This is a genomic window from Allobosea sp. P2_B12 (genome assembly GCF_056404835.1).
Map to the genome: position 1 here is coordinate 25262 of NZ_JBFUDG010000006.1, position 14940 is coordinate 40201.

Genomic DNA, 14940 nt, shown 5'->3' on the forward strand with positions numbered 1-14940 from the left:
AACTCGCTTCAGGAATTGGACGGCCGGACGTGGCTCAGCAGCTCGGAGAAGCTCTGCGGCCGGCGCGGCGTAAGGGCGGGAAGCGGCAGGCCGAGGCCGCGCATCGGCGAGAGGTCGCGCGGTGTCGTATCGGCCGGCACCAGCGCCATCATCGCCCTGGCTTCCTCGATCGAGCAGATCGAGGCGATGTAGCTCGGCTGCGCGCCGAAGGCGGCCTCGCCGCCGCGCCGGGTGTATTTGTCGTAGGCGAGCGGCAGCGTGGTGTGAATGCCGGCCAGCCCGAGGCCGCCCTTGGCGTCGAGCGCCATCATCTCGCTCATGCACATCTTGCCGGGCTGGACGCAAAGATTGCGGATCGCGTCGAACAGCTTCGGCTCGGTCGCTGCGAAGCGCTTGACCGGGACATTCTCGCTCGGGCGTTCGAGTTCGAGATAGGCTGCGCGGTCGAGCGTGCCGCCGGCTTCCTTCGCCTTGGCGACCCAACCTTCGAAATCGCCGTCGGAAAGACCGAAGAACCCGAAGCGCATGCCGGAGAACCCGGCGCCGCTGTAATTCGCCGAGAAGCCCTGATAGCGGCCCGCCTTGTTGATCACGGCATGCAGCCGCGTCTGCATCGCCGGCATCGCATAGATCTGGCCGGCCAGCGCCGGGATGTAGAAGGAGTTCATCACCGAGGACGCGGTGATGCGGAAATGGATCGGCCGGTCGACCGGCGCTGCCAGCTCGTTGACGGTGGCGATGCCCTGTTCCGGGTAGATGAACAGCCATTTCCAGTCGAGCGCGACGACCTCGACCTCGAGCGGCTTGGCCGCGGCCGGAACCGGCTTGCCCGCCGCGATCCGGTCGAGCTTGCGATAGGGGTCGAGCAGATGCGTGCCCATCCAGGTCAGGGCGCCCAGGCAGATGATGATCAGCAGCGGCGCGGCCCAGATGATGAGTTCGAGCCCGGTCGAGTGGTCCCAGTCCGGCTCGTAGGTCGCCTGCTTGTTGGAGGCGCGGTAGCGCCAGGCGAAGAACACGGTCAGCGCCATCACCGGCACGATGATGATCAGCATCAGCACGGTCGAGATCACGACGAGGTCGCGCTGCTGAGCCGCGACGTCGCCGGCCGGCGACATCACGACGAGGTTGCAGCCGCCCAGCAGGGCGAGCATCGGGATCAGGGCGGCGAGTCGCAGACGGTTCAAAGCATCGACCTTTCGCAAGGCAATGAAGGCAAGACCGCTAGCTGCACTGCAGCGAAGGTGACATTGGACAATTTGCCCAATGCCGCCCTTCCGTTCGATAATGCACTAGCAGGGCCTTCGCGGCAAAACGCTATGGTGCCGCCTGCCTGACAAACCACGCGCGAGGGGTGCAGCTCAATGGCCCACATGCCCACGACGCAGATGCCCGAGACGCAGATGCCGAAATCGCAGAGGCCCAAGACGGCGGAACGCGATTCAAGCCATCTCAGCGAGAGCCAGGGCGCGGTGAATCCCGGCGAGATGGCGATCGGCGTCATCATCGGCCGCACCTCGGAGTTCTTCGACTTCTTCGTCTACGCCATCGCCTCGGTCATCGTTTTCCCGAAGCTGGTCTTCTCCTTCACCGATCCGCTGACCGGCACGCTCTACTCCTTCGCCATCTTTGCGCTCGCTTTCATCGCCCGGCCCTTCGGAACCGCGATCTTCACCGCGATCGACCGTCGCACCGGCAAGAGCGCCAAGCTCACGCTGGCGCTGTTCCTGCTGGGCATCTCGACCTGCTCGATCGGCTTCCTGCCGGGCTATGAGCGCATCGGCGCGGCCTCGATCTGGCTCCTGGCGCTGGCGCGCATCGGGCAGGGCATCGCGCTCGGCGGCACCTGGGACGGGCTGGCCTCGCTGCTCGCCATGAATGCGCCGCAGCGCCATCGCGGCTGGTATGCGATGATCCCGCAGCTCGGCGCACCCTTCGGCCTGATCGTCGCCAGCGGGCTCTTCGCCTTCTTCGTCGGAAACCTCTCGGCCGAGGATTTCTTCGATTGGGGCTGGCGCTACCCGTTCTTCGTCGCCTTCGCGATCAACGTCGTGGCGCTGTTTGCCCGGCTGCGCATGGTGGTGACGCCGGACTACCAGAAGCTGTTCGAGACGCGCGAGCTGCAGCCAGCCAGGATCATCGACACGTTGCGTGCCGAGGGGCAGCATGTCGTGATCGGCGCCTTCGCGCCGCTGGCGAGCTTCGCCATGTTCCACATGGTCACGGTGTTTCCGCTCTCCTGGGTCTATCTGTTCACGAAGGAAGGGCCGGCGCGCTTCCTCGTCATCGAGGTCGTCGGCGCGGTCTTCGGCGCGATCGCGATCGTCGCCTCCGGCATGATCGCCGACCGCATCGGCCGGCGCGCACTGCTGGGTGGCTGCGCCATCGCCATCGCCGTCTTCAGCGGCTTCGCCCCGCAGCTCCTCGATGGCGGCTTCATCGGCGAGATGGTCTTCATGATCGGCGGCTTCATCCTGCTCGGCCTGTCCTTCGGGCAGTCCTCGGGCTCGGTCGCCTCGGCCTTTTCGCCGACATATCGCTATACCGGCTCGGCGCTAACCTCCGATCTCGCCTGGCTCTTCGGCGCGGGCTTTGCGCCGCTGGCGGCGCTGGTGCTGTCGTCAAAATTCGGCCTGATCTCGGCCGGCGCCTATCTGCTGTCTGGCGCGGTCTGCACGCTGCTCGCGCTGCGGCTGAACCGGCAATGGGAGATACGCAAGGTCGAGGAAGAGCTGCGCGGCTGAGGCCTCCCTCGGGAGGAGCCTCGGTGACGCCGATCAGCCCGCGCGCGGCGCGCAGGCGCAGCTTCGCGGCGCTGCCTCTACAGAAACTGGAAAATCGTGTCGGGTCCGATCTGATAGAGATCGATCTCGGAATCGCTCAGCCGGCGCTGGAGCTTGAAGGTTGGCTCCGGCAAAAGACCAAGATGCCCGGTCAAGGCCTCGATCGCCGCCTCGCCCGTTTCGGCGGCAACATGGAATATCCGATGAGAGCCGTCGGATGGGGACGTTACCTCGATCTGGAATGCTCTGAGTTCAGTCATGGACGTCCGGCTCCGCTGCCCACCGGCGGTAGCATGCCTGTCCGTCTCCAGCCATGCCGACAGCCATCGCCCGGCACTTAGCGCGATCCACTGTATGGTGGCAGCTGCGGTTTACTGCCGAAGATCAAGCTCTGCGGGTCCCGTTCGACATCGCGCAAGGTGCGGCTCACGCCCGTGAGCGCGCGCCGGCCGGTGGTCGTCAGGGTTTCGATGCTACGCAGCCCCACGCTCGTGAAGCGGCTGATCTCAGCGGTAATCTCGGCCATGCGCCGGTCGAGGGTGTCGGCCAGCACGCGGAGCGACTTCGCGACCTCGCTGACATCGTCGAAGGCGCTGCGGCCGTCCTGCCCGGCGGCCTTGTTCAGGAAGGCTTGCGCACCGATCAGCACGCCTTCCACCTGATCGGCCGCCCTGTTGAGCTTTTCCGCGCTCGAGGTGACATCCTTCACGGCTTTGCTGACATCGCCACCGCCGAGCACCCCGGTGAACCGCTCGACGTCGTCGATGACCGAGACGATGTTCTTTTGATCGATCGAGCGGATGGTCTGCGTGAGCTGCTCACTGAACGCGCCCAGCTTCTCCGTCACGGGGGCGATGAAGTCGGCGACCGCACCGATGCTCTGCATCAGCTGTTCGACAGCCCCTGAACGGTCGCTGAGCCCGGCCGAGAATGTTTCCACCTTCCTGATCGTGTCGCCGATTGCGCCGGCATTGGCCTTGATGGCGCCCTCGATGCCGTCGAGCGCCTCGTCGGTGCGTTTGGCGACCGTGCGCACGGTCTCTAGGATGCTTTCGGAGGGTTCGGCGATGATGGTTGGAAGCGATTGACCCGGCAGCGCGGTCAGGACCGGAGAGTCCGGGTCACCACCGAGAAGCTGGACGGCGACGACACCCGCCAGGCCCTGCGCCTCGATGCGGGCGCGGGTATCGACGCGCAACGGCGTCGTCCGGTCGACCCTCATCACGGCATGGATCTGGCGTGGATCATCAGGCTGCAGGTTGATCTCCGTCACCTCGCCGACGCGCAGGCCGTTAAAAAGCACGCTGGAGCCCCGCCCGAGGCCCGACACCTTGTCGTTGAAGACGAGTCGGACATCCGCCTTTCTGTCGCCGCCGCCGCTGCTGAACCAGTAAGCGAAGCCGAAGAGCGCAGCCAGAATTGCGAGCGTGAACAGTCCGACCAGCGCATGACTCGCTCGCGATTCCATTGCCAGGAGTGCCTCCAAGGCTCACTTGTCCGGCGGCGCGCCGCGCCGCCGCGGGTATAGGTATCACAGAGCGCTGCCGCGGATCATCGCCGATCCGTGAGGGTAAGAATTGCGCACGCGGAGTAATTGCGGTGTTCTCGATACGACATCTGCCAGGAGTGGCCGGCGCGATGGCGTTCTGTTGTTGCCAGGAAGACCATAGGCCGCGGCCGCAAGCTCGGCGCTACCAGCAAAATCAGCTTCATCATGAAAGAGATGCGGTGGTGGGCGACACAGGGATCGAACCTGTGACCACTCCCGTGTGAAGGGAGTGCTCTACCGCTGAGCTAGTCGCCCGCACCGGCGCTTCTCCTAGTCGCAGCGCGCCATGGCGTCAAGAATGCGCCGCGACCTTGCGCGCGATCTCGCTGGCGGTCTCGCTGCCGATCTTGCCGCCCAGGATCTGGCGCACGGCCTCGGGCAGGGCGTCGAAATGCTGGATGATCAGGTCCGGCTCCAACGTCTCGATGGCGACGTCGGTATAGCCGAAGGGCACGCAGATCGTGGGGATGCCGGCGGCGCGCGCCGTCGCGATGTCGGTGCGCGAATCGCCGATCATCACGGCCCGCGCCGGATCGGCTCCGGCCGCCTCGATCGTCAGGGTCAGGTGCCGAGGGTCGGGCTTGTGGAAGGGAAAGCTGTCGCGCCCGGCCACCGCCGCGAAGCGCTGCGAGATGCCGAAATGGTCGAGGATCAGCCTTGTGTGCAGGATCGGCTTGTTGGTGCAGACGGCGAGCGCATAGCCCTCGGTCGCGAGCGCATCGAGCGCGTCCAGAACGCCGTCGAACAGATGGCTATGGGAGGCGACATCCTCGGCATAGATCAGCAGGAAATCGTCGAACAGCCGCTCCAGCGTCTCCTCGTCGAGCGGCTTGCCCGAGACGCGGAAGCCGCGCTCGATCAGGGCGCGTGCGCCGGCTCCGACCAGCTCGCGGGCGCGCTCCAGCGGCAGCGCCGGCAGGCCCTCGCGCTCCAGGATGACGTTCAGCGTGCGCATGATGTCGGGCGCCGTCTCGGCGAGCGTGCCGTCGAGATCGAAGACAACGATGGGGGGCGGGCTCATCTGCGGCTCTTTCGTGGCGCGGCGGCTGCGTGCTTAAAGGCGCTGGCGCCCGGCTTGGCAAGCCCGGTGAAGCCGTCATCCTGTGCTCCGGCAATGATGCTATCGTTCCGCCGATTCGCGAAAAGGACCATTGCGGTGTCGACATCTCCTGGACGATTGCTGGCCCTGGCTGCTGGCGGATGGCTGGCCCTGGGTGGGGCTGCCCTGGCCGCGCCTTTCGAATTCGCGCCCGCGCCGCAGACCGACCTGAACCGGGTCTATCGCATCGACAAGGCCACGGGCGAGGTCGCCGCTTGCCAATTCCAGCTCAAGGAGGGCGGCGTTGGCGTCACCGTCTGCTTCCCTCCGGGGGAGGGGGCCGGCCCGCAGGCGCCCAGCGACTACACGCTGATGCCCTCCCGCCATGAGCGCGAGGGCGGCATCTTCCGGGTCAATATCCGCACCGGCGAGATGAGCATCTGCTACGTCTTCGACGACAAGACGGTGTGCACGACCCAGGCAAAATAGCCCGCCGGAATAATCCGCCGCCGGGGCGGGTCAAAAGCGCAGGACCTATTGCTGTTATGCGCCGCCGGCCGGTCGTCAGTGGCGACGCCGGCATGCTAGAGCAGGCACGCCTTCATCCTTATCGCGTTACCGGGGCCCGCCATGCTCAAGCTCAACGATCCGTCCCTTCTTCGTTCTCAGTGCCATGTCGACGGCGCCTGGATCGGCGAGGGCGTCGATGCGGTCGACAATCCCGCCACCGGCGAGGTGTTGGCCAAGGTGCCGCGCTTCGGCGCCGATGAGGCCACAGCGGCTGTCGAGGCCGCCTCGCGCGCCTTCAAGCCTTGGGCCAAGAAGTCCGCCAAGGAGCGTTCCGTCATCCTGCGCAAATGGTTCGACCTGATCATGGCCAACCAGGAGGGCCTCGCCCAGATCATGACCGCCGAGCAGGGCAAGCCGCTCACCGAGGCGCGCGGCGAAGTCGCTTATGCCGCCTCCTTCGTCGAGTTCTACGCCGAGGAAGCCAAGCGCATCTATGGCGAGACGATTCCCTCACCCTTTCCGAATTCGCGCATCATCATCCAGAAGCAGCCCGTCGGCGTCTGCGCCGCGATCACGCCGTGGAATTTCCCGGCTGCGATGATCACGCGCAAATGCGCGCCGGGGCTGGCAGCCGGGTGCACCTTTGTCGTCAAGCCTGCGCCCGACACCCCGCTGACGGCGCTTGCCCTGATCGAACTCGCCATCCGCGCCGGCTTCCCGAAGGGTGTGCTGAACATCGTCACCGGCGATGCTGTCGCGATCGGCAAGGTCATGACCAGCCATCCGGCGGTGCGCTTCATCGGCTTCACCGGCTCGACCCCGGTCGGCAAGCTGCTGATGCAGCAGGCCGCCTCGACCGTGAAGAAGGTTGGGCTCGAACTCGGGGGCAACGCCCCCTTCATCGTCTTCGACGACGCCGATGTCGATGCCGCCGTCCAGGGCGCCATCGCGGCCAAGTTCCGCAACATGGGCCAGACCTGCGTCTGCACCAACCGCCTCTTCGTGCAGGACGGCATCCATGACGAGTTCGTCGCGAAATTCGCCGGCGAGGTCGCCAAGATGAAGGTCGGCAACGGCACGGAGGTCGGGGTCGTGCAGGGGCCGCTAATCAACGAGAAGGCGGTCGAAAAGGTCGAGCGCCATGTCGCCGACGCGGTCGCCAATGGCGCCAAGGTGATGGTCGGCGGCAAGCGCCATGCGCTCGGCCGCACCTTTTACGAGCCGACCGTGATCTCGGGCGTGACCACCAGGATGCTGGTGACGAACGAGGAGACCTTCGGTCCGGTCGCGCCGGTCTACCGCTTCAAGACCGAGGACGAGGTCGTCGCCATGGCCAACGACACGCCCTTCGGGCTCGCGGCTTATTTCTACTCGAAGGATCTCGGCCGCGCCTTCCGCGTCGCCGAGGAACTCGAATACGGCATGGTCGGCATCAATTCGGCGATGCTCGGCACCGAGGTGGCGCCCTTCGGCGGCGTCAAGGAATCGGGCTTGGGCCGCGAGGGTTCGCTCCACGGCATGGATGAGTTCGTCGAGATCAAATACATGCTGATGGGCGGGCTTGGCGCGTGACAGCCGACGATCTGAAGAAGCTCGCCGCGGCGCGGGCGCTCGAACTCGTCCGCCCCGGCATGCGGCTTGGCCTCGGCACCGGCTCGACGGCAAAGCATTTCGTCGATCTGCTCGGGCAGCGCGTGGCCGACGGTCTCGACGTCATCTGCGTCGCGACCTCGGAGGTCACGGAGGCACAGGCCCGCGGGCTCGCCATCCCGATGTCGACCCTCGACGAGACGCCTGAACTCGATCTCACCATCGACGGCGCCGACGAGGTCGATCGCGAGCTTCGCCTGATCAAGGGTGGCGGGGCGGCGCTGCTGCGCGAGAAGATCGTCGCGGCAGCCTCCGCGCGCATGATCGTGATCGCCGACGACAGCAAGCTCGTGACGCAGCTCGGGCGCTTCCCGCTGCCGATCGAGGTCGTCCCGTTCGGGCTGGAGGTGACCCGTCGCGCCGTCGTCGCCGCGATCTCTTCCGTGGGGGCCACCGGCGAGCTCGTCCTGCGCCGCAAGCCCGATGGCAGCGTGCTCCACACCGATGGCGGCCACTATATTTTCGACGCCCATCTCGGCGCCATCGCGCAACCGGAGGCGTTGGCCGCGGCGCTCGCGCGGATTCCCGGTGTCGTCGAGCACGGCTTGTTCCTGGGCCTGGCGACGGCGGCGATCCTGGCAAGCGGTACTGGTCTGACCATTGTGGGAACGCTCGAATAAGAGAGTTCTCGCCCGGATTTGGCTCTTGCGGACCGATCCGACCCCACACGCTGCGACATCGCTCCGCCCTAAAACCTTTCCACTTTGCGGTTTGATGCTCTATGGAGACCCGTGACGCCCGATCCTGCATCGGGCTGCCTTGAGTCGCATCCGGCCGGGCGCTACCGAAACGACCACGCGTCCGACGGGCCAGGAATGGCGCGGGCCGAAAACAGCTATGATTGCGCGAAACGGCGCATGATGAAGGGGCAACGCCATGATCCGTTACCATCTCGCCGGCGCGGCTATCAGTCTGGCGCTCGTAGTCGGGATGCCTGTGCAGGGCCAGGTGCCAGCGCCGCCAGCCAACGCGACCCCAGCTCCTCCGGCTGATATCCCGCAGAGCCATCTGCTCGCGGCGAGGGATGTCCTTGTTGTGACCGGCGTCGCCGATTCCTTCGAGTCGATCTACAATGAATTCCGCGTGCGCGTCCGCGAGATGGTTGTGACCACGCGGCCCGAACTGCGGAAGGACACCGACGAGGTGATCGGCGCCCTGAAGCCTGAATCCGACAAGAAGCGCGACGAAATCATCGCCTCCTCCGCTTTCCTGTTCGCCAAGCACATGAGCGAGGCGGATCTCAAGGAGGTCGCGGCCTTTTTCAGGTCGCCGGTCGGTCAACGTTACAATGCCGCGCGCCCCAAGGCGCTCGACGAGGTTTTCGGCCTGCTGCAGGCCTGGAGCGTCAACACCAGCAACTTCCTGTTCGACCGCTTCACCGAGGAAATGCGCAAGCGCGGCCACCAGATTTGAGCGGCCAGGATCTGGGTCGCCAGGCTCACACGAGGATGAATGCGATGAAGCCGCCGGCCTGGTGCCGGCGGCTTTTGTCGTCGGGGAGGCTGACGGCCGTCAGTTCTTCGGAGCCATCCGGACGGCGCCCTCCTCAAGCGGCCCGGTCGGACGCACGCCCGCGGCGCGGTTGACCATCACCGTCACGACCCAGAGCAGCACGCCGATGCCGATCAGCACGCCGGCGATCTGATACTGGACGACGTCCCGTCCGGTCCACGGCCCGGCGAAGAAGGCGCAGGCCAGCGCGCCCAGCACCGGCAGCGCGGTGGGGGTGCGGAAATGGTCGTGCTCGACCGTGTCCTTGCGCAGCACCAGCACGGCGATGTTGACGACGGTGAAGACGCAGAGCAGCAGCAGCGCCGTCGTGCCGCCCAGCGCCGGCACTTCGCCCACGAAGGTGATCAGGGCGAAGGCGAGCAGGGTGGTGAAGCCGATCGCGATATAAGGCGTGCGTCGTGTCGCATGAACCTTGCCAAGCACCGGCGGCAGCACATGCTCGCGGCTCATGCCATAGACCAGCCGGCTCGCCATCAGCATGTTGATCAGCGCGCTGTTGGCGACCGCGAACATCGTGATGAAGCCGAAGATCCAGAGCGGGAAGTTCGGTGCTCCGGCTTGCACCACCTTGAGCAGCGGCGTTTCGCCCTCGCCGAGCGCCTCCGGCGGCACCAGCGTGATCGCCGAGATCGAGACCAGCACATAGATCACGCCGGTGATGACGAGGCCGGTCAGCAGCACCTTGGGAAAGATGCGGCTCGGGTCCTTGCACTCCTCGGCCATGTTGACCGAGTCCTCGAAGCCGACCATCGCGAAGAAGGCAAGCGTCGTGGCCGCGATCACCGGCCAGAGGGCGCCGCTGTCGCCCGTCGTCTTGAACTCCAGAACCCGCGAGACGTCACCCTGGCCGGCCATGATCGCCATCAGCCCGATGCCGATGATGATCAGCAAACCGGTGAGCTCCACGCAGGTCAGCACGACATTGGCCTTCACGCTCTCGCCGACGCCGCGCAGATTGACCACCGCGACCAGAGCCATGAAGCCGAGCCCGATCGCGGTGATGCCGAAGGTGCCGGACAGGCCGAGATTGAACGCGTTCGACATGTTCGCGGCGAAGGCCCGGGACGCCGTCGAGGCCGAGGTGATGCCGGAGCACATCACCGCGAAGGCGACGATGAATGTGATGAAATGAATGCCGAAGGCCTTATGCGTATAGAGCGCGGCGCCGGCCGCCTTCGGGTATTTGGTCACCAGCTCGAGATAGCTGAAGGCGGTCACCATCGCGACGACGAAGGCCACGAGAAACGGCAGCCAGACCACGCCGCCGACCTGCTTGGCGACCTGTCCGGTCAGGGCATAGATGCCGGTGCCGAGGATGTCTCCGACGATGAAGAGCAGCAGCAGCCAGGGTCCCATGACCCGGTGGAGGCTGGGTTCGGCTTGCGTCGTTGATGATGCGGGGGCAGTTGAAACGGCGATGTCGCTCATGGCTTGTCCTGGCTCCGGCGGCAGGCTGGTGGCAGCATGGTATGAACAGATTTGCGCCGCGGTTGTTCACGGCGGGTGGAGCGCTTCGCGGGCCGGCTTCAACGCCGAAAGCGGCAGGGCCGGGACTTTCTTCCCAAAGGATGAGTGAATGGAATGGCGGACATGAACGGTGGCCCGATCCTTGTCACGGGCGGCTCCGGCTTCCTTGCCAGCCATTGCATCCTCGCCTTGCTGGCGGCAGGGCATCAGGTTCGCGCCACCCTGCGTTCGCCGCAGCGTGAGGCGGGCTTGCGCGCCGGGCTCGCAGCGGCCGGCTTCGACCCTGATGGTCGCCTCGAAATCGTTGCAGCCGATCTCATGGCCGATGATGGCTGGTCGCGAGCGGTATCCGGCTGTCGCCATGTGCTTCATGTCGCCTCGCCTTTGTCGGCGGCTGCGCCAAGACATGAAGATGAACTGATCCGCCCTGCGAGGGAAGGGACCTTGCGCGTGCTGCGCGCGGCCCATGCGGTCGGTGTCGAGCGCGTCGTGCTGACCTCGTCCTTTGCTGCGATCGGCTATGGCAAGCGCCTGACCCGCCCCTATGCCGAGACCGACTGGACGGATGCCTCGGCGCCGGATCTCGCCGCCTATCCGAAATCGAAGACGCTGGCCGAGCGTGCCGCCTGGGACTTCGTCGATGGCGAGGGCAGGGGGCTCGAACTGGCCGTGATCAATCCTGTCGGCATCTTCGGCCCGCTGCTCGGTCCCGAGCCGTCGGCCTCGATCCTGCTGATCAGGAGCATGTTGGAGGGCAAGTTGCCGGCGCTGCCGCGCCTGATGTTCGGTGTTGTCGATGTCCGCGACGTCGCCGAACTGCATCTGCGGGCGATGACGGACCCGGCCGCCGCTGGCGAACGCTTCATCGCCACCGCCGGCGACTTCCTGACCATGCAGCAGATCGCCCAGGCACTGAAGGATCGGCTCGGCCCGGCGGCCGACAAGGTCTCGACGCGCGTGCTGCCGGACTGGCTGGTGCGCCTCGCCGCCCGCTTCAGCGCCGCCGCGCGGCAGGCTGCGACGCCGGAGCTCGGCCGCACCAAGAACGCCTCCAGCGCCAAGGCGCGCGCCATGCTGGGTTGGGAACCGCGCCCCGCCGCCGAGGCGCTGGCCGCGACGGGCGAGAGCCTGATCCGGTTCGGGCTCGTGGGCGCAGGCCGCTGAGGCGGCCTCAGTCCTCCGCCGCCTTGAACCTGTTCAGTCCCTTCATCACGAAAGGCGCGACCAACGCGACGAAGGCGAGGCCGAGCAGCGTCGCCGAGATCGGGTTTTCCAGCAGGATCATCGGGTCGCCGAGGCTGATCTGGAGCGCGCGGCGTAGCTGCGCCTCGGCCATCGGTCCGAGGATCAGCCCGACCACCATCGGCGCGACCGGGTAGTCGTATCGCCGCATCAGATAGCCGAGATAGCCGAACAGGAAGAGCATCCCGAGTTCGACCGGCGAGGGGTTGACCGCGAGCGTCCCCATCGTCGCGAAGACCAGGATGCCGGCATAGAGCCAGGGCTGCGGCACGGCGAGCAGCTTCACCCACAGCCCGATCAGCGGCAGGTTCAGGATCACCAGCATGACATTGGCGATGAACAGCGAGGCGATCAGGCCCCAGACCAGATCGGGCTTCTCGGCGAAGAGCAGTGGGCCGGGGTTGAGGCCGTATTGCTGGAAGCCTGCCAGCATGATCGCGGCCGTGGCCGAGGTCGGCAGGCCGAGCGTCAGGAGCGGCACGAGCGTGCCTGCGGCGGAGGCATTGTTGGCGGCTTCCGGCCCCGCGACACCCTCGATCGCCCCCTTGCCGAACTCTTCCGGATATTTGCAGAGCTTGCGCTCCGTCGAATAGCTCAGGAACGTCGGCACCTCCGCGCCGCCGGCAGGGAGCGCGCCGATCGGGAAGCCGAAGGCGGTGCCGCGCAGCCAGGGCGCCCAGGACCGCTTCCAGTCCTCTTTGCTCATCCACAGCGAGCCCTTGATCGGGATGATCTCCTCGGGATCGCGGAAGCGCTTGGACGCGACGTAAAGCGCCTCGCCCACAGCGAAAAGGCCCACCGCCAGAGTCGTCACCTCGACGCCGTTCAGCAATTCCGGCACGCCGAAGGTCAGCCGTGCCTGACCGGTGAGCTTGTCGATGCCGACGAGGCCGAGCGTGATGCCGAGGAACAGGCTGGTCAGGCCGCGCAAGGGCGAGTCGCCGAAGGTCGCGGAGACCGTGACGAAGGCGACGATCATCAGGGCGAAATAGTCCCAGGGGCCGAACTTGATCGCGACCTCGACCAGCCAGGGCGCCAGGAAGGCGAGCCCGAAGGTGGCGATCAACCCGGCGACGAAGGAGCCGATCGCAGAGGTTGCCAGCGCCGGGCCGCCGCGCCCGGCCTTGGCCATCTTGGAGCCTTCGAGCGCGGTGGCGAGCGAGGCGCTTTCACCTGGCGCATTCAGCAGGATCGCCGTGGTCGAGCCGCCATACATGCCGCCATAATAGATGCCGGCAAACATGATCAGAGAGCCGGCGGGATCGAGCTTGAAGGTGACCGGCAGGAGCAGTGCGACGGTCAGCGCCGGGCCGATGCCGGGCAGCACGCCCACCGCCGTGCCGAGGAACACGCCGATCAGGCAGAACATCAGCTTGGAAGGCTCAAGCGCGACGCTGAAGCCGTTGAGGAGCGCGACGGTGGTTTCCATGGCCGGGCGCCCCTAAATGAACAGATGTTCGAGAGGCCCGGCCGGTAGCAGCAGGGTCAGGAGCTTGGCGAAGACGAGGAAGATCACGAGTCCGAGCACGAACCCGATCGCGACGTCGGCGAGCAGCGCTCGCCGCCCGAAGCCGCGAGCCGTGCAGGCGAAGAGGATGGTGATGGCGACGACAAAGCCGCCTCCGGCCGCGATGCAGGCGATCAGCCCGATCAAGCCGCCGATGATCCAGAGAAGCGCGCTCTTGTCGGCGGCCTCTGGTCTGGGCAGGCCGTCGCGAAAGGCGACGAAGAGATGGGCGAGGCCCAGCAGCACGAGCCCGATGCAGGCGACATAGGGCATCGCGGTCGGCCCGAGGCCGTAATTCGAGGTGATCGTTTGCTTCGAGGCGTCGTAATAGACGATGCCAGCCAGCGCCAGCAGCAGAACGCCGACGATGAGGGCGGGCCTGTCGGCTCCGCGTGCCAGTTTTTCGTTTGTCATGGCGTTCCCGTCGTCTGGCGATGCGTATCGGCGGCTGCAATGCTGCCGAGGTGCGAAGGGGCCGATCTCTCGGCCCCTCGACCCGTCTGCGATGTCCAGCTGGCCTTACTTCACCAACCCGACATCCGTCATCACCTTTGAGACGCGAGTCTGCTCGGCCGTCATGAAGGCGGCGAATTCGGCACCGCCGAGATAGGCGTCGTCCCAGCCTCGGGCCTTGAGGATCTCGGCCCATTCCTTCGTCTTCACCAGCTTGGCGACGGCGTCGGACAGGGTCTTGGTCTGCTCTGCGCTGAGACCGGGAGGAGCGACGACCGAGCGCCAGTTCATCAGCTCGAGATTGACGCCGCCCTCCTTGAGCGTCGGGGCATCCGGCGCATTGGCCAGCCGCGCCGAGGACGACACACCGACGACGCGCAGTTTGCCCGCCTTGATCTGGCCTTCGAACTCGCCATAGCCGGAAATGCCGGCCGTGACCCGTCCGCCGAGCATGGCCGCAAGCGCCTCGCCGCCGCCCGAGAACGGGATGTAGTTGATCTTCTTGGCGTCGCCACCGGCGGCCTCCGTGAAGAGCGCTGCGAGAATGTGATCGGCGCCGCCGGCTGAGCCGCCGGCCCAGGTCACCTTGGCCGGGTCGGCCTTGACGCGCTCGGCGAGGTCCTTGGCGGACTTGATCGGCGAGTCTGTCGGCACGACGATGACAAGCGCTTCGGCCGTCAGGCGTGCGATCGGCGTCGTCTGCGACAGGTTGACCGGCGATTTGTTGAGCAGGATCGCGCCCACCATGACGAAGCCGTTGACCATCAGCTGCGAGCCGTCGCCCTTGGCGTTGATCAATTGGGCGAGGCCGATCGTGCCGCCCGCGCCGGTCACGTTGGCGACCTGCACGCTCTTGGCGATGCCGGAGGCCATCAGCGCCTGCTGCATCGAGCGCGCCGTGCCGTCCCAGCCGCCGCCGGGCGAAGCGGGTGCCATGATCTTGAGCTCGAGCTGAGCGAAGGCGGCGGTCGAGAGGCCGGCGACCGCGATCGCCACGATGGCGCCGCGCTTCAGAAGGGATGTAAGCATGCGATTTCCTCCGGCGCGGCTTCTCCGCGCATTCTTCAAGGCGTCCAGCTTGCCACTGCGGGCTCGGCGCTTCGCCGTCAATTGCGCCTGATTGCACAATCATGAGTCAAGAGATTTCACAAGGCGGTACCGGTTCCGTGCGCCGAAGCCCACTGGCAGTCCCTTCCGCCATGGCTTAATCCCTGCGCGGCGGACGGGC

At 66.3% G+C, this 14940-nt stretch carries 14 protein-coding genes and 1 tRNA gene; 6 read left to right on the forward strand and 9 right to left on the reverse strand.

Translation table 11 applies throughout. The annotated features are described in order from the left end of the window. Positions 1 to 8: 8 nt before the first annotated feature. Positions 9 to 1187, reverse strand: a complete 1179-nt coding sequence (gene cyoA, locus AC1DYU_RS15595) for a ubiquinol oxidase subunit II (protein WP_476792435.1) — start codon at positions 1185 to 1187, stop codon at positions 9 to 11. 300 nt (positions 1188 to 1487) lie between these two features. Here cyoA and AC1DYU_RS15600 point away from each other — a divergent pair, with 300 nt between their 5' ends. Beyond that, the gene (locus tag AC1DYU_RS15600) at positions 1488 to 2744 is read left to right on the forward strand and encodes an MFS transporter (protein ID WP_476792693.1); all 1257 of its coding nucleotides are present in this window, start codon (positions 1488 to 1490) and stop codon (positions 2742 to 2744) included. A gap of 77 nt (positions 2745 to 2821) precedes the next feature. Here AC1DYU_RS15600 and AC1DYU_RS15605 read toward each other — a convergent pair whose 3' ends face one another. The 4 genes from AC1DYU_RS15605 to gph form a co-directional block, all read right to left on the reverse strand. Continuing rightward, entirely contained in the window at positions 2822 to 3043 is a 222-nt protein-coding gene (locus AC1DYU_RS15605; protein ID WP_476792436.1) for a hypothetical protein, read from the reverse strand. 77 nt (positions 3044 to 3120) lie between these two features. Then, positions 3121 to 4269 carry an MlaD family protein gene (locus tag AC1DYU_RS15610; protein WP_476792437.1) on the reverse strand — a complete coding sequence of 383 codons (1149 nt, stop codon included), beginning with the start codon at positions 4267 to 4269 and terminating at the stop codon, positions 3121 to 3123. A gap of 243 nt (positions 4270 to 4512) precedes the next feature. Then, positions 4513 to 4587 (reverse strand) — tRNA-Val (locus AC1DYU_RS15615). A gap of 37 nt (positions 4588 to 4624) precedes the next feature. After that, entirely contained in the window at positions 4625 to 5353 is a 729-nt protein-coding gene (gene gph / locus AC1DYU_RS15620) for a phosphoglycolate phosphatase (protein ID WP_476792438.1), read from the reverse strand. Between the two features lie 96 nt (positions 5354 to 5449). On the opposite strand from gph, the gene AC1DYU_RS15625 reads away from it, so the two are divergent. The 4 genes from AC1DYU_RS15625 to AC1DYU_RS15640 all read left to right on the forward strand — a co-directional run bounded on the left by AC1DYU_RS15625 (position 5450) and on the right by AC1DYU_RS15640 (position 8944). Further along, a complete protein-coding gene (locus tag AC1DYU_RS15625; protein WP_476792694.1) occupies positions 5450 to 5860 on the forward strand; it encodes a hypothetical protein in 411 nt (136 codons plus the stop codon). Between the two features lie 141 nt (positions 5861 to 6001). Continuing rightward, on the forward strand, positions 6002 to 7453 hold the full coding sequence (locus AC1DYU_RS15630) for an NAD-dependent succinate-semialdehyde dehydrogenase (RefSeq protein WP_476792439.1): 1452 nt from the start codon (positions 6002 to 6004) through the stop codon (positions 7451 to 7453). Further along, on the forward strand, positions 7450 to 8151 hold the full coding sequence (gene rpiA / locus AC1DYU_RS15635; protein WP_476792440.1) for a ribose-5-phosphate isomerase RpiA: 702 nt from the start codon (positions 7450 to 7452) through the stop codon (positions 8149 to 8151). Before AC1DYU_RS15630 ends, rpiA begins: the two co-directional genes overlap by 4 nt. Positions 8152 to 8407: 256 nt before the next feature. Continuing rightward, positions 8408 to 8944 (forward strand): DUF2059 domain-containing protein, encoded by a 537-nt coding sequence (locus tag AC1DYU_RS15640; protein WP_476792441.1) that lies wholly within the window; start codon positions 8408 to 8410, stop codon positions 8942 to 8944. Between the two features lie 99 nt (positions 8945 to 9043). Here AC1DYU_RS15640 and AC1DYU_RS15645 read toward each other — a convergent pair whose 3' ends face one another. Then, the gene (locus AC1DYU_RS15645; RefSeq protein ID WP_476792442.1) at positions 9044 to 10471 is read right to left on the reverse strand and encodes an APC family permease; all 1428 of its coding nucleotides are present in this window, start codon (positions 10469 to 10471) and stop codon (positions 9044 to 9046) included. Positions 10472 to 10633: 162 nt separating this feature from the next. Here AC1DYU_RS15645 and AC1DYU_RS15650 point away from each other — a divergent pair, with 162 nt between their 5' ends. Beyond that, a complete protein-coding gene (locus tag AC1DYU_RS15650) occupies positions 10634 to 11674 on the forward strand; it encodes an SDR family oxidoreductase (RefSeq protein WP_476792695.1) in 1041 nt (346 codons plus the stop codon). Between the two features lie 7 nt (positions 11675 to 11681). Here the strand turns inward: AC1DYU_RS15650 and AC1DYU_RS15655 are convergent, their stop codons facing one another. From AC1DYU_RS15655 to AC1DYU_RS15665, 3 genes are all read right to left on the reverse strand, one after another. Beyond that, positions 11682 to 13181 (reverse strand): tripartite tricarboxylate transporter permease, encoded by a 1500-nt coding sequence (locus AC1DYU_RS15655; RefSeq protein ID WP_476792443.1) that lies wholly within the window; start codon positions 13179 to 13181, stop codon positions 11682 to 11684. 12 nt (positions 13182 to 13193) lie between these two features. Continuing rightward, entirely contained in the window at positions 13194 to 13673 is a 480-nt protein-coding gene (locus tag AC1DYU_RS15660; RefSeq protein ID WP_158483633.1) for a tripartite tricarboxylate transporter TctB family protein, read from the reverse strand. 105 nt (positions 13674 to 13778) lie between these two features. Beyond that, entirely contained in the window at positions 13779 to 14741 is a 963-nt protein-coding gene (locus AC1DYU_RS15665; protein WP_158483634.1) for a tripartite tricarboxylate transporter substrate binding protein, read from the reverse strand. Positions 14742 to 14940 lie beyond the last annotated feature (199 nt).